This is a genomic window from Amycolatopsis sp. DSM 110486, from assembly GCF_019468465.1.
GTDB lineage: Bacteria > Actinomycetota > Actinomycetes > Mycobacteriales > Pseudonocardiaceae > Amycolatopsis.
In genome coordinates, this window is the sequence record NZ_CP080519.1 from 7,047,730 (window position 1) to 7,070,406 (window position 22,677).

General features: G+C 71.1%; 22 protein-coding genes. 12 read left to right on the forward strand and 10 right to left on the reverse strand.

Features of this window, described 5'->3' with window-relative positions; all coding sequences use genetic code 11:
* Window positions 1–157: 157 nt before the first annotated feature.
* Window positions 158–1,441: an ISL3 family transposase gene (locus tag K1T34_RS34230; RefSeq protein WP_220238861.1), complete on the forward strand. Its 1,284-nt coding sequence runs from the start codon at window positions 158–160 to the stop codon at window positions 1,439–1,441.
* A gap of 116 nt (window positions 1,442–1,557) precedes the next feature.
* On the opposite strand, the gene K1T34_RS34235 is transcribed toward K1T34_RS34230, so the two are convergent.
* Genes K1T34_RS34235 through K1T34_RS34245 form a run of 3 tightly spaced genes read right to left on the reverse strand, consistent with a single transcriptional unit; the run spans window position 1,558 to window position 3,765 of the window.
* Entirely contained in the window at window positions 1,558–2,172 is a 615-nt protein-coding gene (locus K1T34_RS34235; protein ID WP_220238862.1) for a class I SAM-dependent methyltransferase, read from the reverse strand.
* Window positions 2,169–2,729 (reverse strand): TetR/AcrR family transcriptional regulator, encoded by a 561-nt coding sequence (locus K1T34_RS34240; protein WP_255637752.1) that lies wholly within the window; start codon window positions 2,727–2,729, stop codon window positions 2,169–2,171. Before K1T34_RS34240 ends, K1T34_RS34235 begins: the two co-directional genes overlap by 4 nt.
* Window positions 2,730–2,769: 40 nt before the next feature.
* Window positions 2,770–3,765, reverse strand: a complete 996-nt coding sequence (locus K1T34_RS34245) for a LacI family DNA-binding transcriptional regulator (RefSeq protein ID WP_220238863.1) — start codon at window positions 3,763–3,765, stop codon at window positions 2,770–2,772.
* 110 nt (window positions 3,766–3,875) lie between these two features.
* On the opposite strand from K1T34_RS34245, the gene K1T34_RS34250 reads away from it, so the two are divergent.
* From K1T34_RS34250 to K1T34_RS34265, 4 genes are read left to right on the forward strand one after another with little or no spacing between them, the layout of a single operon-like run.
* Window positions 3,876–4,247 carry a hypothetical protein gene (locus tag K1T34_RS34250; protein WP_220238864.1) on the forward strand — a complete coding sequence of 124 codons (372 nt, stop codon included), beginning with the start codon at window positions 3,876–3,878 and terminating at the stop codon, window positions 4,245–4,247.
* A gap of 57 nt (window positions 4,248–4,304) precedes the next feature.
* Complete coding sequence (locus K1T34_RS34255) at window positions 4,305–4,874, forward strand: NADPH-dependent FMN reductase (RefSeq protein WP_220238865.1); 570 nt, start codon at window positions 4,305–4,307, stop codon at window positions 4,872–4,874.
* Window positions 4,875–4,926: 52 nt separating this feature from the next.
* The gene (locus tag K1T34_RS34260; RefSeq protein WP_220247549.1) at window positions 4,927–5,913 is read left to right on the forward strand and encodes an ATP-binding cassette domain-containing protein; all 987 of its coding nucleotides are present in this window, start codon (window positions 4,927–4,929) and stop codon (window positions 5,911–5,913) included.
* A complete protein-coding gene (locus tag K1T34_RS34265) occupies window positions 5,910–6,755 on the forward strand; it encodes an ABC transporter permease (RefSeq protein WP_220238866.1) in 846 nt (281 codons plus the stop codon). The genes K1T34_RS34260 and K1T34_RS34265 overlap by 4 nt, the downstream gene beginning before the upstream one ends.
* 85 nt (window positions 6,756–6,840) lie before the next feature.
* On the opposite strand, the gene K1T34_RS34270 is transcribed toward K1T34_RS34265, so the two are convergent.
* Entirely contained in the window at window positions 6,841–9,903 is a 3,063-nt protein-coding gene (locus K1T34_RS34270) for an AAA family ATPase (RefSeq protein ID WP_220238867.1), read from the reverse strand.
* Window positions 9,904–10,370: 467 nt separating this feature from the next.
* On the opposite strand from K1T34_RS34270, the gene K1T34_RS34275 reads away from it, so the two are divergent.
* The 3 genes from K1T34_RS34275 (at window position 10,371) to K1T34_RS34285 (ending at window position 13,112) form a co-directional block, all read left to right on the forward strand.
* On the forward strand, window positions 10,371–10,574 hold the full coding sequence (locus K1T34_RS34275; protein ID WP_220238868.1) for a hypothetical protein: 204 nt from the start codon (window positions 10,371–10,373) through the stop codon (window positions 10,572–10,574).
* Entirely contained in the window at window positions 10,574–11,533 is a 960-nt protein-coding gene (locus K1T34_RS34280) for a glycoside hydrolase family 25 protein (protein WP_220238869.1), read from the forward strand. The genes K1T34_RS34275 and K1T34_RS34280 overlap by 1 nt, the downstream gene beginning before the upstream one ends.
* 304 nt (window positions 11,534–11,837) lie before the next feature.
* Window positions 11,838–13,112 (forward strand): cytochrome P450, encoded by a 1,275-nt coding sequence (locus K1T34_RS34285; RefSeq protein WP_220238870.1) that lies wholly within the window; start codon window positions 11,838–11,840, stop codon window positions 13,110–13,112.
* Between the two features lie 284 nt (window positions 13,113–13,396).
* Here K1T34_RS34285 and K1T34_RS34290 read toward each other — a convergent pair whose 3' ends face one another.
* Complete coding sequence (locus tag K1T34_RS34290) at window positions 13,397–14,026, reverse strand: alpha-ketoglutarate-dependent dioxygenase AlkB (protein WP_220238871.1); 630 nt, start codon at window positions 14,024–14,026, stop codon at window positions 13,397–13,399.
* A gap of 110 nt (window positions 14,027–14,136) precedes the next feature.
* Between K1T34_RS34290 and K1T34_RS34295 the strand changes: the two genes are divergently transcribed.
* Complete coding sequence (locus K1T34_RS34295) at window positions 14,137–15,183, forward strand: alcohol dehydrogenase catalytic domain-containing protein (protein WP_220238872.1); 1,047 nt, start codon at window positions 14,137–14,139, stop codon at window positions 15,181–15,183.
* On the opposite strand, the gene K1T34_RS34300 is transcribed toward K1T34_RS34295, so the two are convergent.
* Window positions 15,167–15,763: a helix-turn-helix domain-containing protein gene (locus tag K1T34_RS34300; protein WP_220238873.1), complete on the reverse strand. Its 597-nt coding sequence runs from the start codon at window positions 15,761–15,763 to the stop codon at window positions 15,167–15,169. The two genes, K1T34_RS34295 and K1T34_RS34300, sit on opposite strands and share 17 nt — an antisense overlap.
* A gap of 155 nt (window positions 15,764–15,918) precedes the next feature.
* Between K1T34_RS34300 and K1T34_RS34305 the strand changes: the two genes are divergently transcribed.
* A complete protein-coding gene (locus tag K1T34_RS34305) occupies window positions 15,919–16,524 on the forward strand; it encodes a hypothetical protein (protein ID WP_266118377.1) in 606 nt (201 codons plus the stop codon).
* 22 nt (window positions 16,525–16,546) lie between these two features.
* Here K1T34_RS34305 and K1T34_RS34310 read toward each other — a convergent pair whose 3' ends face one another.
* A complete protein-coding gene (locus K1T34_RS34310; protein ID WP_220238875.1) occupies window positions 16,547–17,488 on the reverse strand; it encodes an RluA family pseudouridine synthase in 942 nt (313 codons plus the stop codon).
* Between the two features lie 47 nt (window positions 17,489–17,535).
* Window positions 17,536–17,928 carry a DUF5313 domain-containing protein gene (locus K1T34_RS34315; RefSeq protein ID WP_220238876.1) on the reverse strand — a complete coding sequence of 131 codons (393 nt, stop codon included), beginning with the start codon at window positions 17,926–17,928 and terminating at the stop codon, window positions 17,536–17,538.
* A gap of 115 nt (window positions 17,929–18,043) precedes the next feature.
* Between K1T34_RS34315 and K1T34_RS34320 the strand changes: the two genes are divergently transcribed.
* Window positions 18,044–18,487: a MarR family winged helix-turn-helix transcriptional regulator gene (locus K1T34_RS34320; protein WP_220238877.1), complete on the forward strand. Its 444-nt coding sequence runs from the start codon at window positions 18,044–18,046 to the stop codon at window positions 18,485–18,487.
* A 4-nt stretch (window positions 18,488–18,491) separates the two neighbouring features.
* Here K1T34_RS34320 and K1T34_RS34325 read toward each other — a convergent pair whose 3' ends face one another.
* Complete coding sequence (locus K1T34_RS34325) at window positions 18,492–19,013, reverse strand: YceI family protein (protein ID WP_220238878.1); 522 nt, start codon at window positions 19,011–19,013, stop codon at window positions 18,492–18,494.
* Window positions 19,010–19,612, reverse strand: a complete 603-nt coding sequence (locus K1T34_RS34330) for a hypothetical protein (RefSeq protein WP_220238879.1) — start codon at window positions 19,610–19,612, stop codon at window positions 19,010–19,012. The genes K1T34_RS34325 and K1T34_RS34330 overlap by 4 nt, the downstream gene beginning before the upstream one ends.
* Before the next feature lie 119 nt (window positions 19,613–19,731).
* On the opposite strand from K1T34_RS34330, the gene K1T34_RS34335 reads away from it, so the two are divergent.
* Window positions 19,732–22,476: an AAA family ATPase gene (locus K1T34_RS34335; protein WP_220238880.1), complete on the forward strand. Its 2,745-nt coding sequence runs from the start codon at window positions 19,732–19,734 to the stop codon at window positions 22,474–22,476.
* Window positions 22,477–22,677: the final 201 nt, after the last annotated feature.

The window sequence follows — 22,677 nt, forward strand, 5'->3', positions numbered from 1 at the left end:
TGTGGACAGCTCGGCTCCTTTCCGGCTTGGGCCCCGTTTTTGTGGCTCTTCGTAGTGATGTGTGGGTGGGTTTGCCCAGGTAGCAGGAGGGCACGTCGTTGCTGGGTCTAGGTTTCTGAGCTGTCGAGGAACAGAAACCAGGTAGACGGAGAACGACGTGCCCTCAACCAGGGTATGGGGTCGGCTGCTGGGTGTGAACACAGCGGTCGTGGAGTCGGTCGAGTTCGACGAGACCGAGCAGGTGCTGGTGGCCGCGGTACGGGTCCGGCGGCGGGATCGTGACCGGTGTGGAGTGTGCTCGCGACGCTGCCCGCGCTATGACCCCGGCCGGGGCCGGCGGCGATGGCGTGCGCTGGACCTGGGAACCGTGCGGGCGCTCGTGGAAGCGGACGCGTCCCGGGTGCGGTGTCGCGAACATGGGGTCGTGGTCAGTGCGGTGCCCTGGGCGCGGCACGGCGCAGGGCATACCCGTGCGTTCGATGACACCGTCGCCTGGCTGGCGACCGCGACATCGAGGTCCGCGGTCGGGCAGCTCATGCGGATCGCCTGGCCCACCGTCGGCTCGATCATTACCCGGGTCCGAGCCGGCATCGACGCGCGAGTGGATCGGCTGGCCGGGTTGCGCAGGATCGGGATCGACGAAATCAGTTACAAGAAGAACCACAAATACCTCACCGTTGTTGTCGACCACGACACCGGCAGGCTGGTGTGGGCTGCGGCGGGCAACGACAAGCCAACACTGGCCGCATTCTTCGAGTTACTCGGACCCGGCCGATGTGCACGGATCACGCATGTCTCGGCGGACGCGGCTGCGTGGATCGCCCGCACTGTCGAGCGGTACTGCCCGGACGCGATCCGCTGCGCTGACCCGTTCCACGTGGTCAAATGGGCCACCGACGCACTGGACCAGGTCCGGCGCCAGACCTGGAACATCGCGCGCCGCCAACCGGGTGGCAGCCACAAAGACAGGCGTGGCCGTCGGGCCTCGGCCGGCGCCGCACAAGGCATGAAACGGGCGCGGTGGGCATTGTGGAAGAACCCGGAGAACCTCACCGAGCACCAGCGCCACAAGCTTGCCTGGATCGCTAAGACCGACCCCCGCCTCCACCGCGCCTACCTCCTCAAAGAAGGCCTTCGGCACGTCTTCGCCGTCGGTGGCGAGGCCGGAAAAGACGCCTTGCAACGATGGCTGTCCTGGGCCAGGCGGTGCCGAATACCGGAGTTCGTCAAACTCGCACGAACTATTCAGTCCGAACTGTCGGCCATCCACGCGACCCTCGATCATCGCCTGTCCAACGCACTGATCGAGTCGACCAACACCAAGATCCGGCTGCTGACACGTCTGGCGTTCGGGTTCAACCACCCCCACGCCCTGATCTCCCTCGCGCTCCTCGCCCTCGGCGGCTACCGCCCCGAACTACCCGACCGCACCCACACATAGATCAACAGAGCCGTTTTTGTCGGGGGTGGCCGATAGAATGGACAAGGGCACGCCCCCCAGGGAGGGCGGGGGCCTGTCTCCCGGCGGCTGGTGGCCCGCACATGGTTCTTGTGTTGTTACTCGGGAGCTTGTGGCTTGCGCAGCCGCACGGCGGTGATGAAAGGCAGCCCAGCCAAGCGGAAGACGGTGGCTTGGCCGGCGAAGTCGAGGCCCGCATTGCGAGCCATTGCGACTACTTCCTGCACAGTCTCCGTGCGGTTGCGGCGGGGCAGGACCCGGGAAGCAAAACGCAGCCACCCGCGGGTGAAGTGTTCGGCCACGACCGCGGTGCCACCCGGCGTGAGGACGCGGTGGATTTCCGCGAGGCCCCGGGCGGGATTGGCCCAGTGGTGGAACGACATCGTGGACAGCACCAGGTCGAAGTGCCCGGCAGGGTAGGGGAGAGACTCCACGGAACCGACGGAAAGCGCGGCAGGGAAAGGCTTTTCGCGCGCCCGCGCGAGCATGCGGGACGCGGGGTCCACACCGGACAAGGCGGCATCCGGGAAGCGGGCGTGGACCAGGGCGAGGAGCTCGCCGGTGCCGGCGCCCACGTCGAGGACCGAGTGGGGCGGGGCAGCGGCGGCGAAGGAGAGCGTCGCGCGGTGGACGGCGCCGAAGAAGCCCTGCAGGGTCGGCTTGTCGTACGTGTCGGCGCGGGCGTCGAAGCGGCCGACGTCGTGGTAGGTCATGGTGCTCCGATCGTCGCGATGAGGGCGGCGGAGGCGGCGTCGATGGCGGTGGCGACCGTCTCCTCGGAAGCGGGACGGCCGGCGTCGAGCCAGGTGAGGATCGTTTCCACCGAGAGGGTGGTCAGCAAAGTCGCGACCCAAGCCCGGCGCGCAGGATCGGGGATTTCCGCCGGCAGCGCCGAGTCGGCCACCAGGGAGCTCCGCGAGCGGAAGTCGGCCGCCCACGAGTCGAACTCCGGTTCACGCGCGACGTGGCGGAACAGCAGCCGGAAGCCGTCCGGATCGGAGGCCGCGGCGGCGACCGCCGCACGCACCAGGTCAGGACGGCCCGACGTGGCCACCCGCAGGCGGTCGCGGACGTCGTCGAGCACGGCGCGGTACAGGTCGGGCTTGCCGGCGAAGTGGCGGTAGATGATCGTCGCCGTCACGCCGGACTCGCGGGCGACCTGCTCGATCGTGGTGGCCGCGTAGCCGTCGCGGGCGAAGGCCGTCCGTGCCGCGGCGAGGATCTGCGCGCGGCGTTCGGCGCGGGGCAGGAGCTTGCGGCCGGTGTCCACGAAAGTGTTTATAGCGCTCTGTACACCCCGGTGTAAACAGTTACCGGCGAACGCGCGTCGACTCCCGCACCACCAGCTCCGGCGTGAAGACCTCTTCGCGGTGCGGCGGCGGGTTCTCCTCGGTTTCCGCGAGCAGCTGCTCGGCGGCCGTGCGCCCGAGCCGGAACGCGGGCTGGCGCACGGACGTGAGCGGGACGGCCGCCGCGCCCGCGAACTCGATGTCGTCGTAGCCGACGATGGCCATCTCGTCCGGCACGCGCACGCCGGCGCCGACCATCGCCTGCAGCACGCCGAGCGCGAGCAGGTCGTTGGCGCAGAACACGGCCGTCGGCCGGGGGCTCATGCCGAGCAGGCGCGCGCCCGCGTCGCGGCCCGACGCGACGTCGAGGCCGATCGCCTCCACCGCCGACAGCTGCGCTCGCGAGCCGGTGAGCACGGAGCGCACGCCGGCGTCGCGGTCGCGGCACTGCGTGAGGATGGTGGGACCGTTCACGAACCCGATGTGGCGGTGCCCGGTCTCCAGCAGGTGCCGGGCGGCGAGCGCACCGCCCGCGACGTCGTCGACCGACACGGAGCTCGCCTCGTCCGCCGGCACCTTGCGGTCCACGAACACGTACGGAATCCCACTACGGCGGAACGCCTGCATCGCGTCGCCGGCGGTGTCGACCGGGCTCAGCAGCACGCCGCGCACGCGCTGCTCGGCGAGCATCGCGAGGTACGACGCCTCGGTCTCCACCCGCTGCCCGCTGTTGCACGTGATGATGTTGATCCCCTGCGCGTGGGCGGCTTCCTCGGCGCCGCGAGCGACGTCGACGAAAAACGGGTTCCCGAGGTCGAGCACGAGCAGCGCCATGATCCGCGAACGCCCGGCGCGCAGCTGCCGCGCGGACTCGTCGCGCACGTACCCGAGCTCCTGGATGACCGACAGCACCCGGTTGCGCGTGGCCGTCGCGACGACGTGGGGTCGATTGACCACATTGGACACAGTGCCGATCGAAACGCCCGCGCGCTTCGCGACGTCCTTGATGCCGACCACGGCCCTCCCCTCGCCCTTGGGGCGGCCAGCCTAACACGGTGATGAAACGTTTCATCGGGCGCTGTCGGCATGGGGACCGGTCCCGGTGGGAGCACATTAGCGTCGGCGCCGTGAACGTCGTGTTGTGGTGCGTCCAGTGGGCGCTCGCGGTCGTGTTCCTCTTCTCGGCGTGTGTGCGCCTCCAGGATTCGCTCGCCCGGTACCGCCGGGGGAGCGTGCTGACGGGCAAGCCCTTGTTCACGCGCGGGGAGGGCTTCACCGCCGGCGTCGTGATGCTGGTCGGCGCCGCGGCGCTCGTTTCACCGGTGCTCGACGTGCTGCACGCGCGGTGGGTCGTGCCGGCGGCGGCCGTGGTCCTGCTCGTCACGACCGTCGTGCTCGACCGCGTTTTCAACTACGGCGGCGGGACCACCTGGGTGTTCGGGTTCCTGCTCGTGGCGCTCGCCGTGCTGCGGGCGTGGCCGTACCCGTTCTACGCCTGACGCGCGCCGCCAGATCGAATCTGGCGGCGGCTCGCGCGCATCTGGCGCCCTGAGGGTGTGCAGGAGAAGCTGCGGGTGGCCGTGGTCGTCGCCAGCACCCGGGAGGGCCGGGTGGGCGGCGGCGTCGGCCGGTGGTTCGTCGAGCGGGCCGGTGCGCGCACCGGGCTGGACCTCGACGTGGTCGACCTCGCCGACTTCGCGATCCCGGCGTGTTACCCCGCGCGGCCGACCCCGGCGATGGCCGGGTTCGCGCGGCGGATCGCGGCGGCCGAGGCGTACGTGGTCGTCACGCCGGAGTACAACCGCAGCTTCCCGGCGTCGCTCAAGCAGGCCATCGACTGCGCGTACGACGAGTGGCGGGCGAAACCGGTCGGGTTCGTCTCCTACGGCTACCGCGCCGCGGGCCGGTACGCGGTGGAGCAGCTTCGTGGGGTGTTCACCGAGCTGCACACGGCGACCTTGCGCGACGCGGTGTGCCTCGACCTGCTCGAAGCCCGTGTGGCTGACGGCGGTTTCCGCCCCGATCCGGAGCGCTACGCGCCCGCCGTGACGACGTTGCTCGACGAGCTCGTCTGGTGGGGGCTCGCCCTGCGCGACGGGCGGCGCGCGCGGCCCTACTGCGCGTGAACCGACTGTGGCCGACCGACTGTGGCCGAACAAGAACGGGGAAAGGACAGACATGAGCAGTGCCACCGCCGAGCCGGCGATCGTGACCGCCGGGCTCGTCAAGGTGTTCGGGGAGACCCGGGCGGTCGACGGCATCGATCTCGTGGTGCCCGCGGGCACCGTCTACGGCGTCCTCGGCCCCAACGGCGCGGGCAAGACCACGGTCGTGCGCATGCTGGCGACGCTGACCAGGCCCGACGGCGGTGAGGCGCGCGTGTTCGGCAAGGACGTGGTGCGCGAAGCCGACGCCGTGCGCAGCCGCGTGAGCCTCACGGGGCAGTACGCGTCGGTCGACGAGGACCTCACCGGCACCGAGAACCTCGTGATGCTTGCGCGGCTGCTCGGGCATCGCAAGCCCGCGGCCCGGTCGCGTGCGGCGCAGTTACTGGAGGCGTTCGGGTTGACCGACGCGGCGGCGCGGCAGGTGAAGAACTACTCGGGTGGCATGCGGCGGCGGTTGGACATCGCGGCCAGCATTCTCAACACGCCCGATCTGTTGTTCCTCGACGAGCCGACGACGGGGCTGGATCCCCGAAGCCGCAACCAGGTGTGGGACATCGTGCGGGCGATCGTCGCGCAGGGGACCACGGTGTTGCTGACTACGCAGTATCTCGACGAGGCGGATCAGTTGGCGTCGCGGATCGCGGTGATCGACCACGGAAAGGTGATCGCGGAGGGGACGAAAGGGGAGTTGAAGGCTTCCGTCGGCGTCGGGGCTGTGCATTTGCGGTTGCGTGATGCCGGCCAGCGCGAGGCTGCGGCGGAGGTACTGGGGCGGACGCTTGAAGCGACGGTGCAGTTGGAGCCGGATCCGGTGGCGTTGACGGCGCGGTTGTCGGCCGACGAGCACCTCGGCTCGGCCGATCGCGCCTCGCGGGCCCTCGCGGAGCTGGCGCGGGCCGGCATCACTGTTGACACGTTTTCGTTGGGTCAGCCGAGTCTTGACGAGGTGTTCTTGGCTCTGACTGATCGTCCGGCAAATGAGGAGGTGGCGGTGTGACGACTGTACGCGAGGCTGATGTCGAGCTGGCCGCGCCGAAGGTCGAGGATTTGGCCGCGTTGCTGGTGGCGGTGGAACGGCCGCCCAGGCCCAGTGCGCTGTCGACGTCGATCACGTTCGGCCGGCGGGCGGTGTTGAAGATCAAGCATGTGCCGGAGCAGTTGTTCGATGTCACGGCGTTTCCGATCATGATGACGTTGATGTTCACGTATTTGTTCGGCGGGGCGTTGGCGGGGTCGCCTTCGCAGTATTTGCAGTTTTTCTTGCCGGGTATTTTGGCGTCCAGCGTTGTGATGATCACGATGTACACGGGGTTGGCTGTCAATACGGATATCGAGAAGGGGGTGTTCGACCGGTTCAGGACGCTGCCGATTTGGCGGCCCTCGGCGATGGTGGGGTACTTGCTGGGGGACGCGTTGCGGTACGTGATCGCGTCTGTGGTGATCATGGTGGTGGGGTTGATTCTGGGGTTCCGGCCGCCGGGTGGTTTCGGGGGTGTGGTGGCTGGGGTCGTGCTGCTGCTGGTGTTCTCGTTCGGGCTGTCGTGGGTGTGGACGATGTTCGGGCTGCTGCTCAGGTCGGAGAAGTCGGTGATGGGGGTGAGCATGATGGTGATCATGCCCCTGACTTTTCTGTCGAACGTGTACGTGGATCCGTCGACGATGCCGGGGTGGTTGCAGGTGTTCGTCGAGTTGAACCCGATTACGCAGCTGGTGAGCGGGGTTCGGTCGATGATGGCCGGGGCATGGGACTTCGGAGCGATCATGTGGACGTTGATCGCGGCCGGCGTGCTGACGTTGGTGTTCGGGACGTGGACTATGAGGTTGTACAACAGGAAGTGAGTGCTCGGCTCGCTGGAGAGAATGCGGCGGGCCACTTCCCCCACCCGCCCATGGTGCGTGCGTTCTGTTGCCGGTTGCTGTGCGGTTACAGGCGCCAGGTAGTGGGGGTGGGTGGGTGGTAGGAGCAGCTCGACCCGGTGGTGATGGTCGCGTGGAGGTGGTCGGCCAGGGTGGGGTGGAGGTCGGCCAGTTTGCGGATGGCGTCGCGGATGCGGGCGGTGACGGCTTTGCGCGCGCGTTCGGATTCGTCGCCCAGGCGACGGGTGCGGCCGGCGAGGCCGGAGGAGGTGCGGAGCTCGGTGAGGAGCGCGGCGCGTTCCGTGTCGAGGGTGGCGGCGCGGGTGTCGTCGCCGAGGGTGGTGGCGTGGTCGATGGCGGCGTCGAGTTCGGTGAGGCGGTGACGGTAGGCGGCTTTGGCCGCGTCGTCGAGGATGGGGGTGCCGGTGAAGGTGGGGGCGACGTCGGCCTCGGGGGCGAGGAGGCGGACGGCGGGGACGTCGGTGCCGGGACGGCCGAGGAGGAAGTGGAGGTCGCGCAGGCCTTTGGAGTCGGGGACGCGGGTTTCGTGGCCGGCGTAGCGGAGGTACCAGACGGCGTCGGTGCGGCGGAACTCGTTGAGGGGCAACGGTTCTGTACGGGCCGCTCGGGCGCGGGCGGGGATGTGGTGCATGCCCAGTGACGTGGCTTCCGCGGTGACGGTGTCGAAGAGTTCCGCCGCGCGGCGGGTGTCGCCCAGGTTCTGGTAGGCGGTGGCGAGGTGGCTGCGGGCTTCGATCGACCACGGGCGTGCGCGCAGGCGGCCGGCGGAGCGGGCGGCGGAGGTGAAGAGGTCGACGGCGAGGTCGTGGTCGCCGAGGGTCGCGGCGAGCAGGCCGGTCCAGAGGTCGACGGGGCCGCTCAGATCGCAGCCGTACAAGGAAACCAGCCATTCGCCGGAGTACGGCGCGAGCTCGGCCAGGAGGCGTTCGGCGGCCGGGCGGTCGCCCAGTACGGCGGCGGCCTGGGACTGGCAGCGCAGCCACAGCGGGGTGAACTCGCGGGAGTACGGGGCTTCCGCGGTGGCCTCGGCGAGCAGCTCGCGGGTGGTGGCGGCGTCGCCGGCGTGGGCGGCGGCGAGGGCGCGCAGGAGGCCCGGGTGGGAGTGCCCCGCGTCGCTCATGCGGGCGGGCAGGTCGGCCAGCTCGGCGAAGCGGCCTTGCAGCAGCAGGGCGCTCCAGCGCAACTGGTCACCCATGAAGCCGAACTCGCGTTCGCTCAGGCCGAGGTGCGCGTCGAGCGCCTGCTGCAAGGCGACGTCCGAGTCGGCGAAGCGGCCGTGCAGCGCGCAGATGATGCTGCGGTCGATTTTCGCGGCCAGTTCGGCACCGCGCAGGCCGCTGTTTTCCGTCAAGCCCTGGAACGAGCGAAACTGGTCGAGGTAGCGCGGGTCGCCCTGTTCGAGGAGTGCGACCCATTTCAGCGACGACGCGAAGTATTCGTTCTCGCGGTCGCCGGTGCGCCGGGCGATGACCGCGAGTTCGTCCGTCAGCCGTTCGCGTTCGGCGCCGCTGCCGGGGCCCCAGATGGCGTCGTGGCGTGCCCAAAGGGAGAACGCGAGCGCGTGGTCGTCCTCGTCGTCGCGGGCGAGCATGGCGGCGCGGGCCGTGAGCTCGAGCGTGACGCGGTCGAGGGACAGCTGTTCGGCCGGCGTGCCCGCGCACAGGCGGCGGTGGGCTTCGAGCAGGAGGCCGGACACGAGCTCGTGGCGCGCGCCGCCTGGGTCGACGCGGGCGAGGGTGAGGCCGGCGCGCGCGAGCAGCTCGGCGTCGTCGAGTTCGCGCACGCTCGCGACGGCGCCTTCGAAGTGCGCCCAGGCCTCGTCCTTGTCGTCGACGCGCCAGAGCAGCGTGCCCAGTTCCAGCTCCACGACCGCACGCGTGCGGACGGTCGGTGCGCGTTCCAGCGCGCGCCGCAGGTGGCCGATGGACTCCTCGATGGCGAGGCGCGCACTGGCATCCCGGGCGGCCGCCAAGAGCAGCTCGACGGTGCGGGCCGGCTCGACGAGGGCGCCCGCCAGGTAGGCGTGCCGGGCGCGTTCGGCGGGGCCGACCAGGTCGGAGTCGGCGACGGCCGCGTGCCGGCGGGCCGCGCCTTCGGCACCGAGGCCGGCGTAGCGCGATTCGCGGACCAGGTCGTGGGCGAACGCGAAGCGGCCTTCGCCGAGCGCGACCACGAGCCGCGTCGCGACGGCCCGGCCGAGCAGGTGGTCGACCTGCGGCACGGGTGCGCCGGCGACCGCGGCGAGCAGGTGCAGCGAGAACTCCCGGCCGAGCACGGCGGCGTCGCTCAGCAGGTCCGCCACCTGGGCCGGCAGCAGCGAAAGCCGCCGCTGCAACGCGTCGGCCACGCCCGGCGCGACGGCCGAGACGGGGCTGCCGCTGCGCCAGAGCCGCGCGGTCTGCTCGACGAAAAACGGGTTGCCACCGGTGCGGCGGTGCACGTCGGCGGCCAGCTCGGCCCCGGGGTCCGTGCCCGTTGTGCGGCCCATCAGCTCGGCGACCTGCGTGGGGTCGAGGCCGGTGAGCGTGACCGTGGTGGCCTTCGCGACGAGCGGCAGCACGAGCTGGTGCAGCGGGTGGCCGGGCGCGTCGACCTCGACGTCCCGGTACGTGCCGATCAGCAGCAGCCGCTCGAACCACGTGTGGCGCGCCGCGAAGTCGAGCAGCCGCAGCGACGCGGGGTCGGCCCAGTGCAGGTCGTCGAGCACCACGACCACGGGCCGGTCGTGCGAGAGCGTGATGAGCGCGCTCGTGACGGCGTCGTGCAGGCGGAACGCGTCGCCGGGCTCGGGTGATTCGCCGAGCAGCGCCGACAGCGTCGCGGAATCCGCGGCAGCCCACTCGTGCGGTTCAGCGGCCCGGCGCAGCGCGCGCACGACCTGCACCCACGGCCAGTAACCGGGCGCGCTGCCCGACTCCCAGCACGTGCCGGCCAGCACGAGCGCCCCGCGTTCGCGGGCCTCGTCGGCCAGGCCCGTGACGAGCGTGGTCTTGCCGATGCCGGCCTCACCCGTGACCAGCACCAGGCCGCCGTGGCTCGCGGTCGCGCGCGCCAGCTCCGCGCGCAACACCGAGGCGGGGTGCTCCCGTCCGATGAGCGCCGCAGTCATGTCCGTTTCCTCCCGTTCCGGATCCGAGCCTCTCACGCCTCCCCACCGTCCGTCGCGCCCATTCCGGGCGGGCTTCGGTGTGACGACACGTGCACGCCGGGAGGAGAGCTCCTCGCCAGGGTCCTCTCCTCGGCCGACCCCATTCTGGATGACGACACCGACAATCCGGTCGCGCCCGCGTCGGCCCGACATCCGAACCTGCTTCGGGCAACCGGTGGTGCCGAACCGGCGCCCGGCACGGCCCGACTCTGACGATTTCGTGGTGAACCCGCTGTGCGACAGGCGAAAGCGGACCGACGCACTCGCCGTCGTGGTACTGCACCGAGGTTCCCGGTCTCCAACGTTCGGGGGAGACGAATACCCATGCTGGCGGTGTCGTCCGCGCGGCGCGGGTGGCAGGTTACGAGGCGGCTCCAACTCGCGAAACGGACAAGTCGTCCCCAAGCTGAGCAACTGGGGGAGCAGTCGTGCCGACGAACACGGCCACCGCCACCGGCGCCGACCGGGTCGCTGCGCTGCGCGCGGAAACGCGGCCGCCGCGGCGGGCCCGGCGTGGCCGACATCCGTGCGGCACGACGCGCCGATGGTGGAACCACCGCGTGGTCGACGCCGTTCGCGAGCTCGGCGGCACTTACCCGGCGCCCACCTACGTCACGGAAGGCGGTTCCTGATGGCGCTCGGCATCGACATCTACCGCAGGTTCCAGACCGTCACCAGCTGGCCCGCGGTCAAGCGGGCCGGCGTCACGTTCGTCTACGTCAAGCTCTCCGACGGTGGCGGTACCCCCGCCGGCGGCCGCGCCGACAACGAGGTGAACGGCGCCAGGTCCGTCGGCATCCCGGTCGGCGGCTACCACTTCGTCCAGGCGAGTCCCGGCGCCGCGGCGCAGGCCGACGTCCTCCTCGGCGAGGTGATCCGGCTCGGCGCCACCGGCTGCGTCCCGATGCTGGACCTGGAGGACAACCCGCCCGGTTCGGAGGCGCAGAACATCCCGGACAGCCAGAAAGCCGCGTTCGGCAGGGCGTTCTGCCAACGGATCGACGCTCGTGGGTTCCGGCCCGGCGTGTACATGAACAACGCGCTCGCGACGCTGCTGCGCCCGGACCGCTGGGGCATCCCCGGTCTCGTGATCTGGATCGCCCGCTACGGCGCACGGCCCGACGCCGCCGCCGGCCGCTACGACATCCACCAGTACAGCTCGTCCGGGACCATCCCGGGCATCTCGGCGGCCGGAGTCGATCTCGACGAGAGCTACACGACGGCGCACTTCGGCGCACTCAAGACCCCGGGAGAAGAGGAGGACGAGGACATGAGCAGTGACCGCGGAGAGGCGACCGAGCCGGGCGAGTGGGGCAAGCTCCACATTCCGGTGAACGGCGGCCGGTACCTGCGGCTGGCGTCGAGCTACGACCAGCCGATCACCCTCGACGGCATCTCGCTCGTGGGGGACACCCCCGGTGTCGCGGGCCGGGACGTGGTCACCGTCCAGGCCGGCGGAAAGGTCGACGCGGACCGGCCGGGGCCGTGGGATCTCGCCGGGGCCAGCGGGGCCTACGCCAGCAAGTCACACGTGGTCGTCCGCTACCAGTGCGCCGGCGCGGTGAAGGGCTGGGTGAACAACCGCGCCTGACTTCTTTTCGTGCGGGGCGTGCGAATCGTCACGTTCACCCGGAAGGGTCGGCGCGTCCGAAACACGCTCGGAGGCCCCGGCGACCTGAGAACGCCGGGGCTTTCCGCCCTCCGATGGAGACCGCGGTGTCCACTGTGGATGCGTCGGCGCAATCGGCGCTCGCCGGACCTGAGCCGGTGCCGCGTCCCCGCTCCCGCACCGCTGGTCACGGCCGGGTCACGGCGCATGTCATGATCCCGAACCGCAGGTGACGGCTGTCTCCGCGCCGATCACCCGAACGGCGGCGTGAGGTAGTGTCGCTGTCATGGGGAGTCTCCGCTCGCGAATCCTCGCCTGGGCCGGTCGCCGGTACATCGCGAGGCAGCAGAAGCGAGGTTTCGACCTCGAGAAGATGGCGTTCCTTCCCGACTCCGCGCTGGAACCGCTTCGGCGCGTGGGGCTGGACCCCGTGCCGTCGCTGGGGCAGCGCCGGGCCGAGGAGCCCATCAGCAAGATCGACCTGCCGTTCGGCATGAACGCGTGGCTTGTGACCGGCTACGAGGAGTCCAAGGCCGTTCTCGGCAAGGTCTCGGAGTTCAGCAACGACTTCACGAACCTCGTCGGCAACGCGGGCGTGACCGAGGACCAGAACCCGGGCGGGCTGGGCTTCGCCGACCCGCCGGTGCACTCGCGGCTGCGCAAGCTGCTCACGCCGGAGTTCACCATGCGTCGGCTCAACCGCCTCACGCCGCGGATCGACGAGATCGTGAACGAGCAGCTCGACGCGATGGCCGCCGCCGAGGGGCCCGTGGACCTGTGGGAGGCGTTCGCGCTCCCGATCCCGTCGCTCACGATCTGCGAGCTGCTCGGGGTGTCCTATGAGGACCGCGCCGACTTCCAGCGCCTGAGCACCGCGCGCTTCGACCTGTTCGGCGGCGCGGGCGCGTCGCTGGGCGCGATCTCGGAGTCGCTGACCTACCTGCTCGACATCGTCAAGAAGCAGCGCGAAGAACCGGGCGATGGCCTGCTCGGCATGCTCATCAAGGAACACGGCGACGAGATCGACGACCTCGAGCTCGCGGGCCTCGCCGACGGCGTGCTCACCGGTGGCCTCGAAACCACCGCCAGCATGCTCGCCCTCGGCGCCCTGGTGCTGCTCCGCGACCCCGCCGCGTTCGACGCGGTCCGCGGCGACGACGACTCCGTGCACCGGTTCGTGGAGGAGCTGCTGCGCTACCTCACCGTGGTGCAGATGGCGTTCCCGCGCTTCGCCAAGGAAGACATCGACATCGCGGGCGTCCACATCGGCGAGGGCGACATCGTGCTGGTGTCCCTCTCCGTCGCCAACCGCGACGCGGTGCTGGGCACCGACATGGAGCGCTTCGACCCCCAACGCGACCCGTCTTCCCACCTGGCCTTCGGGTACGGCATCCACCGCTGCATCGGCGCGGAGCTCGCGCGCATGGAGCTGCGCACGGCCTACCCGGCTCTGGTGAAGCGGTTCCCGGACCTGCGGCTGGCCGTCGAGCCGGACGAACTGGCGTTCCGCAAGGTCTCGATCGTCTACGGCCTCGACTCACTGCCGGTGCTGGTCCGCTGACGCCGGGCTCACGAGACGGAGGATTCGGCGAAGAACGGCTCCGGGCGGGACTTTTCCGCCGCCTCGGCTGACCGGCGACCGTTTCACGCGCACGAGTTCGCCGGACTCTGCGCGGCAGCAGGGCTACCGACCTCCGCGACGCCCGGTGCCTCCGGGCTTCTGGCCGCCGGCTTCACCGGACCTCTCGCGCAGGGTCGGTGTCGTCGGCGGACCGTTCGCGGCGATCGACATCGCCGGGAACTCCCGTGGCGCGCTTCGTCGTGGCTTTCCCCGACGCCGACCGGCTAACGCACCCCTTTCGGCCGGAACTGGATGCTGATCCGCGGTCCCACCCCCTTGCCCGTCTTGGGGATCGCGTGTTCCCACGTGCGCTGGCAGGAACCGCCCATCACGATCAGGTCGCCGTGGCCCAGCGGGTAGCGGTGGGACTCCCCGCCGCCGCGGGGGCGGAGGGCGAGGTGGCGCGCGGTGCCCACCGAGAGGATCGCGACCATCGTGTCTTCGGAGCTGCCGCGGCCGATGGTGTCGCCGTGCCAGGCGACGCTGTCGCGGCCGTCGCGGTAGTAACACAGGCCGGAGGTGCGGAAGGGCTCGCCGAGTTCGGCCGCGTAGTGCGCGGAGAGCGCGTCGCGCGCCGAGGTCAGCAACGGGTGCGGCAGCGTCTCGTCTTCGCGGTAGAAGCAGAGCAGGCGCGGCACAGCGACGACACGGTCGTACATCTGCCGCTGCTCGGCGTGCCACGGGACGTCGGCGACCAGGCGCGTGAAAATCTCGTCGGACCCCGACAGCCAGCCCGGCAGCACGTCGACCCACGCGCCGCGGCCGAGGTCGGTGCGCCGGATCCCGTTGAGGGAACCCAAAGCAGCGCCTTCGAAGCCGGACCCGAAGAGCGATCCCTGAAGTGCGTGACTCATGCCCCCACCGTACACGAGGATCGAACACCTGTTCGGGTGTCTGATTTTGAGACCGGCGACGCCGCGGACCCGTCGTAGCGTCGAGAGTCGGTCCCGACCCGGAGGTGGCGATGAAGGCACTGGTGTACCACGGACCCGGAAACAAGGCGTGGGAAGACGTTCCCGACGCGACGATCCAAGAGGTGACCGACGTCGTGGTGAAAGTCGACACCACCACGATCTGCGGCACCGATCTCCACATCCTCCACGGCGACGTCGCCGCGGTCACCGACGGCCGCATCCTCGGCCACGAAGCCGTCGGCACGGTCACGGCGGTGGGCGACGCCGTCGGCAGCTTCAAAGTCGGCGACCGGGTGCTCGTGCCGGCCGTCACGCGCTGCGGCCGCTGTGACTACTGCCAGCGGGGCATGCCCTCGCACTGCCGCACGGTCGGTGGCGTCGGCTGGATTTTCGGGCACCTCATCGACGGCACCCAGGCCGAGTACGTCCGCGTGCCCTTCGCGGACACCTCGCTCTACCACGTGCCCGCCGAAGTCACCGACGAGCAGGCCATCTTCCTCGCCGACTCCCTGCCCACCGGCTACGAGGTCGGCGTGCTCGCCGGCGAGGTGCGGCCGGGCGACACGGTCGCCGTCGTCGGTTCCGGCGCGGTCGGGCTCGCCGCGATCCTGACCACGGGCCTGTGGGGCGCGTCGAAGGTGATCGCCATCGACGCCAACAAGTTCCGGCTCGAGAAGGCTCTCGAGTTCGGCGCGACGGACACGGTCGCCGCCGGGCCCGACACCGTCGCGGAGGTCCTCGCGCACACCGACGGGCTCGGTGTCGACGTCGCCATCGAAGCCGTCGGCTACCCCGAGACCCTGCAGACCGCCGCCGCGCTAGTGCGGCCCGGCGGGCACGTCGCGAACATCGGCGTGCACGGCGTGGGCGTGGAACTCCCCATGCAGGACCTGTGGATCCGCAACATCACGCTCACGATGGGGCTTGTCGACACCGTGTCGATCCCGACGCTGCTGAAGATGGTCGCGAGCGGCCGCATCCCCGCGGAGAAGATGGGCACGCACACGTTCACCTTCGACCAGCTCGACCAGGCCTACGACGTGTTCGGCAACGCCGCCGACCACCAGGCGCTGAAGGTGATCATCCAGCCGGCGTAGGCGGATCGGCCGGCTTCGGGTGCGCGGTGACCACCAGCCGGTGCGTTCGCGCACCCGGAGCCGATTCGTCGTGGTAGCGCGAGACGAGCCCGGCCACGAGCGTGGTCAGCTCGTCGGTGAACGCCGCCCGCTCGCGCGCCGAGCGGAACGCGATTTCCGTGTCCAGCGCCAGAGTCGGCAGCGGTTTGCCGGCGCGCGCCGCTCGACGCACGAGACCGGCGACCTCGCGCACGGTCCGGCCGGCGACCGCCAGCAGGTACGCCGAGGAGAGCCGGTCTGGCTGCATCGCCGACGTGCCGGCGTCGCCGAGCGCGGCGGGGGAGACCTGGTACGACGCGGCCGTGGCGGCGAAGAGGCGTTCGGTCAGCCCGCCCCACTGGCGCTCGCCCGCGGGCTCGACGAGACCGTGGGACTCCAGCGCGCGCAGGTGGTAGTTCACCTTCTGGCGCGTGAGTCCGACGCGCGTGGCGAGCGAGGCCGCCGACGCGGGTTCGGCCAGCGCCGCCAGCAGGCGCGCACGGACCGGGTCCAGCGCGGCTGCCGCGGCAGCCGGGTCCTCGATCACCTCGACGTCCCGCACGGTCCGAGCCAAGCATTGACAAACAAAGCTGTCAAGAGTCGTGAATCCGGCTCTTGTCTGTTTTCGTCCGTGCTCGTACAGTGATCATCCAGGTTCGACGTAGTGGTCTGGACCTGTCCCCCTACCGCCGCCCTGAGTTGTACGGAGGTTGGCAAGTGCGAGGAAGACTACGCCTCGGCGGGGTGCTCGCGGGGGTCGTGTGCGGGCTCGCGGTGGTGGCTCCGGTGGCCGATGCTCAGGTCGGTACCGGTCCGTGGAAGTCGTGGTCGCCGGGGTTCTCCGAGCAGGAGCGCGGGTGCGGGCAGATCAACGGGCTCACGTTCCAGCTCACCTGCTCCACGGGCAGCGGTGACCAGCGCGCCGAGCGCCGGTACGACACTTACACCGGCGGCACGCACCAGTTCGAGGGCTCCTTCAAGGTCACCAGCATGAGCGGCACGCGCATCAGCGTGAAGCAGACCTTCCGCGACGGGTCGAACGCCGGACCGTACTTCCTGCTGGCGGTGGAAAAGGGCGGCCGGATGTACGCGGTGGAGGGCGGTCAGACGCTCGCCAGCGGCGCCACCGTGGGCACTTCCGTGCGGGTCAACACCATCAACCAGGTGGGCAGCACGCACAAGGTGTACATCAACGGTTCGCTCAAGCAGACCATCGACAGCCCGAGCGGTAGTTATTACGACAAGTTCGGTTCGTACCGCACCAGCAGTGGTGCGGGACCGATCACCGTGCAGTGGAGCGGTGTGAAGTTCTGGACGAAGTGAGTTCGGCGCGGCGTCCTCGGGCTCAGTGCGCCGGGGGCGCCGCCCACTCGTCCGGTGAGTCCCACGCCGTCAAGCGCAGGGAACTCGTGAACCGGCGGTGCTCGCCGCTCACGGGATCGTCGAACTCCAGCACCTTGGCCAGCAGCTGCAACGGTTTCGTGAAATCGTCGAGCGGTTTTTCCGTCAGCACGGGGTAGAAGTCGTCGCCGAGGATCGGGATGCCGAGGCCGGACAGGTGCACGCGCAGCTGGTGTGTGCGGCCGGTGGCGGGCAGCAGGCGGTAGCGGCCGAGCCCGTCGCGGTGTTCGATCAGTTCCACGCGGGTCTCGGCGTTCACCGGACCCTCGATCTCCTGTGCCGCAAGCACTCCGCGTTCCTTGACGATGTGGCTGCGGACTGTGCGCGGCAGCTCCAGTGAAGGATCGTACGGTGCGATCGCTTCGTATTCTTTCTTCACGCGTCGGTCGCGGAACATCGTTTGGTACTTTCCGCGCACTTCGGGTGTGATCACGAACATCACCAGCCCCGCGGTCACGCGGTCGAGGCGGTGCGCGGGTGACAACGCCGGCAGGTCCAGGTCGCGCCGCAATCGCACCAACGCGGTTTCGAGGATGTGCTTGCCCCGCGGTATCGTGGCGAGAAAGTGGGGTTTGTCGACCACCAGCAGGTGTTCGTCGCGGTGCACGACCGTGATGTCGAACGGCACCGCCACCTCGTCGGGCAGGTCGCGGTGGAACCAGATGAACGAGCCGGGCACGAACGCCGCGTCGACCCCGAGCGGCCCGTCGAGGCCGAAGATGCGCTCCTCGCGCAGCATCTGTTCGATCCGCGCCGGGTCCACCCGCGGCAGCCGCTCCACGAGGTGCTCCAGCAACGTGCCCCACGGGCCCTCGTCGGGCATCCTCAGCCGCGCCGGGTCCAGCCCGTGGCGCGGCGGCAGCGGGCCGCGAAGCTTGCGTCTCATCGGACGCCGACTCTAGTCGTGGCCGGCGGCACCGCTGCCGGGAGCGGTCACTCGCCGGTGTTCTGGCGGTAGATCGCGATGTAGCGGGCCTTCGCGTCGGCGTCTGCGGCTTCGGCGGCCTCGCGGCGGAGGCGCTTGCCCGTGCCGGGAGGGAAGCCGTTGCGCGAGAGGCGGTGCTCGATGCTTTCCTCCATGTACACCGACGAGTAGAAGTACGCGACCAGCGCCGCCATGAGCACGATCGCGAGCCGCAGCGCCAGCGGGCCCGGCAACAGCAGCCACACGAGGCACAGCGGGATGAGGCCCACGGAACTGCGCAGCACGTGCCGCGCCTTCCAGTGCTTCGACGTCGTGTCGTGCAGGATCCAGTCCCGGTAGCGTTCGGGCAGACGCCCGCCTACTGCGTACCAGAACCAGAGGAAGACTCCCGGACGGTCCATCACGCCTCCTTGTCGGCTGTCCTCAGGGTACACTAATCATTAGTGCGCTAATCGATAAGGTAGCCGAGGCCACACCCGAAGCCGTTAAGGTGGCCCGGACCAGGAGGAGGACCCCGTGGCAGAGATCGACTTGGGCGACGACCCGCTGAAGCTCGACCGCCAGGTGTGCTTCGCGCTGTCAGTCGCCTCGCGCAGCGTCATCGCGGTCTACCGGCCCCTGCTGGAGCCGTACGGGCTGACGCACCCGCAGTACCTCGTGATGCTCGCGTTGTGGGAGAAAGCCCCGAGGTCGGTGAAGGACCTCGGGGCCGCGCTGCGGCACGAACCCGCGACGCTGTCTCCGTTGCTGAAGCGGCTCGAAGCGATGGGCTACGTCACCCGCGGCCGCAAGGCTTCCGACGAGCGGCAGCTCACCGTCGAGCTCACGGAGAAGGGCCTCGCGCTGCGGGCCGAGGCCGAGAAGATCCCGTACCGCGTGGTCGAGACGCTCGGCATGGAGGTCTCCGAGTTGGAGGCCCTCCATGCCGTCTTGAGCCGCGTGATCGAGGCGACCGCCTGAGTGCTCAGCGCGGCGCCACGAGCACCGCGTCGATGCCGATTTCCAGGTAGCGCCCCACGATCGCGCGCGGCGCGCTCATGCCGAGCGGTGCCCGGTCGAGCGTCGCGCGGGCCTGGAGGCGCACCGAGCCGCGGCCGGTGTCGGCGGGCCGTTCGACGGTGAGCGTGAGCGGGCACGTGGTTCCGCGCAGGCTCAGGAACCCTTGCGCCGCCCAGCCTTCCGGGCAGGTGGTGATGTCGCCGGACGCGAAGGTCATCGTCGGTTCAGTGCCGCAGTCGAGCCACTGGGACTTCTGCAGGTCGCGGTCGCGGCGGCGGTTGCCCGTGTCGATCGCGGACAGGTCGAGCTCCGCGCGCAGGGCGGTCGGCGTGCCGGCGGTGTTCACGTGCACCGTCGCGGACCGGACGGGGATCGAGCCGTGCACGAGGTGGAAACCGAGCTTGCGCACGGTGAACGTGGCCGACGTCCGTCCGGTGTGGACGGTCCAGGTGCCGGGACGCAGACGGGTGGTGGTGGGGGTGCTCATCGGGTACCTCCGGTGGTGACGGATGCGGGCAGGGTGTGGTGGAAAACGCGGTGCAGGTCGATCCGCTCGGGACCGGTGAGCAGGGCCGGGTCCTCGTCCGGCAGCAGCTCGGTGCTCAGCACCGCCTTCTGGACGGCTTCGATCGCGGCGACGGACTCGGCGAACCCGAGCACGAGCCCGGCGCCGTCTTCGGCGCGCAGTACGAACACTGGGCCGATGCCCGGCACCTGCCGGGCCGCGGGCCAGATGCGCTCGCGGCCCGCGAAGTCCTCGGCGCGGACCTGCGCCTCGTCGCGCGGCCCGGCGAACCGGCTGGCCTGGGCGTAGTTCGGCGCACCCGGGGCGAACTCGGCGGAGACGACCTCGTAGACGTCGGTGTCGAGCCACGTGGTGCCGGGATGGGTGTGCGCGGCGGCTTCGTCCGCCGACGCGGCGTCGGGCCAGAACGCGACGGCCGCGCCGAGCACGCCGGCGACCTGGCCGAGCACGCACCCGCCGAGGGGCGCCGGGCCGGGGTGCAGCTCCGCGGCGAGGGCCCGGCCCCAGTCGCCGCTCTCGGTGGCGGTGTTCCGCCGGAACTGGTGGACGGTGGCGTACATGCTGCTCCTTCGGCCTGGGGTGGGAAGTTCGACGAGGTCCACCTTCGGCCGCGCGGACGTTGCGGACATCAGTGCCAGTACGCAGACGGACCACTGAAACCGGGCGCATACTTGCCTGCGTGACAGGCTCCGTGCCGTTCGTCGGCCGGGCCGGGGTGCTCGCCGACCTGCGCGGCCGGTTCGCCGCCGGCGCGGCGGGCACGGGTGCCCTGGTGCTGCTCGGCGGGCCCGCCGGCATCGGCAAGACCACGCTCGCCGAGGCCGCCACCGTCGGCCTCACCACGGTGTGGGGCCGCTGCGTGGACGATCCCGGCGCGCCACCACTATGGCCGTGGCGTCGTGTGCTGTCGGCCCTGCCCACGGCCGGTGCCGAGGTCGCCCGCGCCGTCGCCGACCTGGACGGACGCGCTGGTACGGACCTCGTCGCGGCGCGGTTCCGGCTCGTCGCCACCGCGGCCGACGCCCTCGTCGCCGCGGCCGAGCCCGGCGGTCTCGTGGTGGTGCTGGAGGACCTGCACTGGGCCGACGAAGCGTCGCTGCGGCTGCTGCGCCACCTCGCCGGCGAGCTGCGCCGCTCGCGGCTGGTGGTGCTCGCGACCTACCGCGACACCGGCCCCACGCTCGACGAAACACTGCCCGAGCTGCTCGGCGGCCCCGCGACGCACGCGGTCACGGTCGCGCCGCTGGCCGAGCCCGACGTGCGGAGGTACCTCACCGAGGTCGCGGGCGCGGCCGTCGGCGACGCCGAGGTGCGCGACGCGCTGCGCCGCTCCGGCGGCAACCCCCTGTACCTGCGGGCGGTCGCGCGCTCGGCCGGGTCCGGCGGCGGGCGCGCCGAGCTGCGCCACCTCGTGCGGACGTCGGTGGCCGGGCTCGCGCCGGAGGTGCGCGAGCTGGTCGCGGTGGCGGCGGTGCTGGGGGAGGAGGTGGACTGCGGCGTGGTCGCCGACGTCGCGGGCCGGCCGGTCGCCGAGGTCGTGCCGTTGCTGGACGAGGTCGTGCGCGCGGGTGTGCTCGTGCCCGTCGCGGCCGGGCGGCGCCGGTTCGCGCACGCCGTGGTGCGCGACGGCGTATACGAGGACCTCGACCAGGGCGTGCGCGAGGCCCTGCACGCCCAGGCGGCGCTGGCGCTGACCCCGCGAGCCGAAGCCGATCCCGCCCACGCCGGGGTCGTCGCGGTGCACTGGCTGCGGTCGGCCGCCGACCCGGCGACGCTGGGCCGCGCCGCCGGCTGGGCCGTGGTCGCCGCGCGCGAGGCGACGCGGACGCTGGCTTTCGCCGAGGCAGCAAGGTTTCTGACCTTCGCCGTGGACGCGCGACGGCGAGCGGGCCGGACCGACGGGCTCGCCGAGCTGCTCGTGGACCTCGCCACGGCCGAGTACCGCTCGGGCCGCTTCGGCCCGGCCCTCGACCACGCGGAACAGGCGGCCGAACGCGCGGAAACTCCCGAGACGCTCGCCGCCGCGGCACTCGTCGTGCGAGACCTGTCCGCACCGGAACTGTTGCCCCGGCTGGGCAAACTCGCCGACACGGCGCTCGGCGCGCAAGTGCCCGATGCCCTGCGCGCCCGGCTGCTCGCGCAGGCCGCGTCGGTCGCCGCCGACGTCGGGCACACCGAGGAGGCCCGCCGGCTGGCCGACGAAGCGCGCGCGCTCGCCGAACGCGGCACCGACGACGAGGCCCTGCTCGACGCCGTGCGTGCGCGGTTCAAGGTCCTCCCGATCGAGCTGCCGCTCGACGACCGCCTTCGGCTCGGCTCCCTGGCCGTGCGCTTCGGCAACCGGCAGCCGCTTTCCGCGCTGTGGGGCCACAAGTGGCGCATCGACGCCGCGTTCGAGACCGGGGCGATGGCCGTGGTCGACCACGAGATCACGGCCGTGACGGCACTCGCGGCGACGAGCCGGCTGCCCCTGGTGCGCTGGCACGACCTGCGGCTGCGCACGTCGCTGCTCGCGTTCCGCGGCGCGTTCGCCGAGGCGCGTGAGCTGAACCGGCAGGCCAGGGAGCTGGCGGTGGCCGAGCTGGCGGACGACCGCTCGGCGCTCGGCATGTCGTCCGCGTTCAGCCTGCAGCTCGCGCTCGTGACCGGCGACGTCTCCGAGATCGACGAGCACTACGACGAGGTGCTCGCCACCGTGCCGACCCTGCCCATTGCCGTGGTGTCCCGGCCGCTCGTGCACGTCGTCCTCGGGGAGGACGAGGCGGCGCTCGCGGGGTACGAGGCCGTGCGCCACCTCGCGCGGCAAGAAGGCTTCGACCTGCGGTCCAGCGGGGTGGCGCCGAACCTGATGGTGCTGGTGGAGGCCTTCGGCGACATCGAGACGGCCCACTTGCTCGAGCCCGTGCTGCGGGCCGCCGAGCGGGTGCTGTCAAGCGGCGCGGGCGTGTACTGCAGCGACTGCGGCACGAGCTGGCTGGCGCGCCTCGCCGTGGTGCTCGGCCGGGCCGAGGAGGCCGCGCGGCTGTTCGAGGCCACGATCGCGGCGAACGTGCGGGTCGGCGCGCGGCCGTTCGTCGCGCAGAACCGCCTGCGGCTGGCCGCGGTGCTCGCGACCCTCGGCGACACCGGCAAGGCCCGCTCCCTGGCGCGTCAGGCCCTCGACGAAGCGCGCCGGCTCGTGATGCCGGGCGCCGCGGCCGAGGCCCAGGCGCTGCTGGGCCGGCTGAGCACGACCGGACCGCTGACGCCGCGCGAACGCGAGATCGCCGGCCTCGTCGCCGACGGGCTGGCGAACCGCGCGATCGCCGAGCGGCTCGTGGTCTCCGAACGCACAGTGGAGAGCCACGTCCGCAGCATCCTGGCCAAGCTGGACCTGGCCAACCGCACCGAGATCGCCGCCTGGTCCCACCGCGGCGGCGGGTAACCACCCGGCCCGGCTACTTCGCCCACCTGCTGCTCGCCGCTTGCTGGCCTCGCTGGACCTGGCCGTCCGCGCCGAGATCGCCGCCTGGTCGCATCGCGGTGGCGGATAACCCACCGCCCGGACACTTCGCCCACCTGCTGCTCGCCGCTTGCCGGCCTCGCTGGACCTGGCCGACCGCGCCGAGATCGGCGCCTGGTCGCA

Excerpts from the sequence above, each read along its gene's own strand:
- K1T34_RS34235 (WP_220238862.1), bottom strand. The coding sequence starts at position 2,172 with ATGACCTACCACGACGTCGGCCGCTTCGACGCCCGCGCCGACACGTAC.
- K1T34_RS34260 (WP_220247549.1), top strand. The coding sequence starts at position 4,927 with ATGAGCAGTGCCACCGCCGAGCCGGCGATCGTGACCGCCGGGCTCGTC.
- K1T34_RS34270 (WP_220238867.1), bottom strand. The coding sequence starts at position 9,903 with ATGACTGCGGCGCTCATCGGACGGGAGCACCCCGCCTCGGTGTTGCGC.
- K1T34_RS34280 (WP_220238869.1), top strand. The coding sequence starts at position 10,574 with ATGGCGCTCGGCATCGACATCTACCGCAGGTTCCAGACCGTCACCAGC.
- K1T34_RS34285 (WP_220238870.1), top strand. The coding sequence starts at position 11,838 with ATGGGGAGTCTCCGCTCGCGAATCCTCGCCTGGGCCGGTCGCCGGTAC.
- K1T34_RS34290 (WP_220238871.1), bottom strand. The coding sequence starts at position 14,026 with ATGAGTCACGCACTTCAGGGATCGCTCTTCGGGTCCGGCTTCGAAGGC.
- K1T34_RS34295 (WP_220238872.1), top strand. The coding sequence starts at position 14,137 with ATGAAGGCACTGGTGTACCACGGACCCGGAAACAAGGCGTGGGAAGAC.
- K1T34_RS34310 (WP_220238875.1), bottom strand. The coding sequence starts at position 17,488 with ATGAGACGCAAGCTTCGCGGCCCGCTGCCGCCGCGCCACGGGCTGGAC.
- K1T34_RS34315 (WP_220238876.1), bottom strand. The coding sequence starts at position 17,928 with ATGGACCGTCCGGGAGTCTTCCTCTGGTTCTGGTACGCAGTAGGCGGG.
- K1T34_RS34325 (WP_220238878.1), bottom strand. The coding sequence starts at position 19,013 with ATGAGCACCCCCACCACCACCCGTCTGCGTCCCGGCACCTGGACCGTC.
- K1T34_RS34330 (WP_220238879.1), bottom strand. The coding sequence starts at position 19,612 with ATGTACGCCACCGTCCACCAGTTCCGGCGGAACACCGCCACCGAGAGC.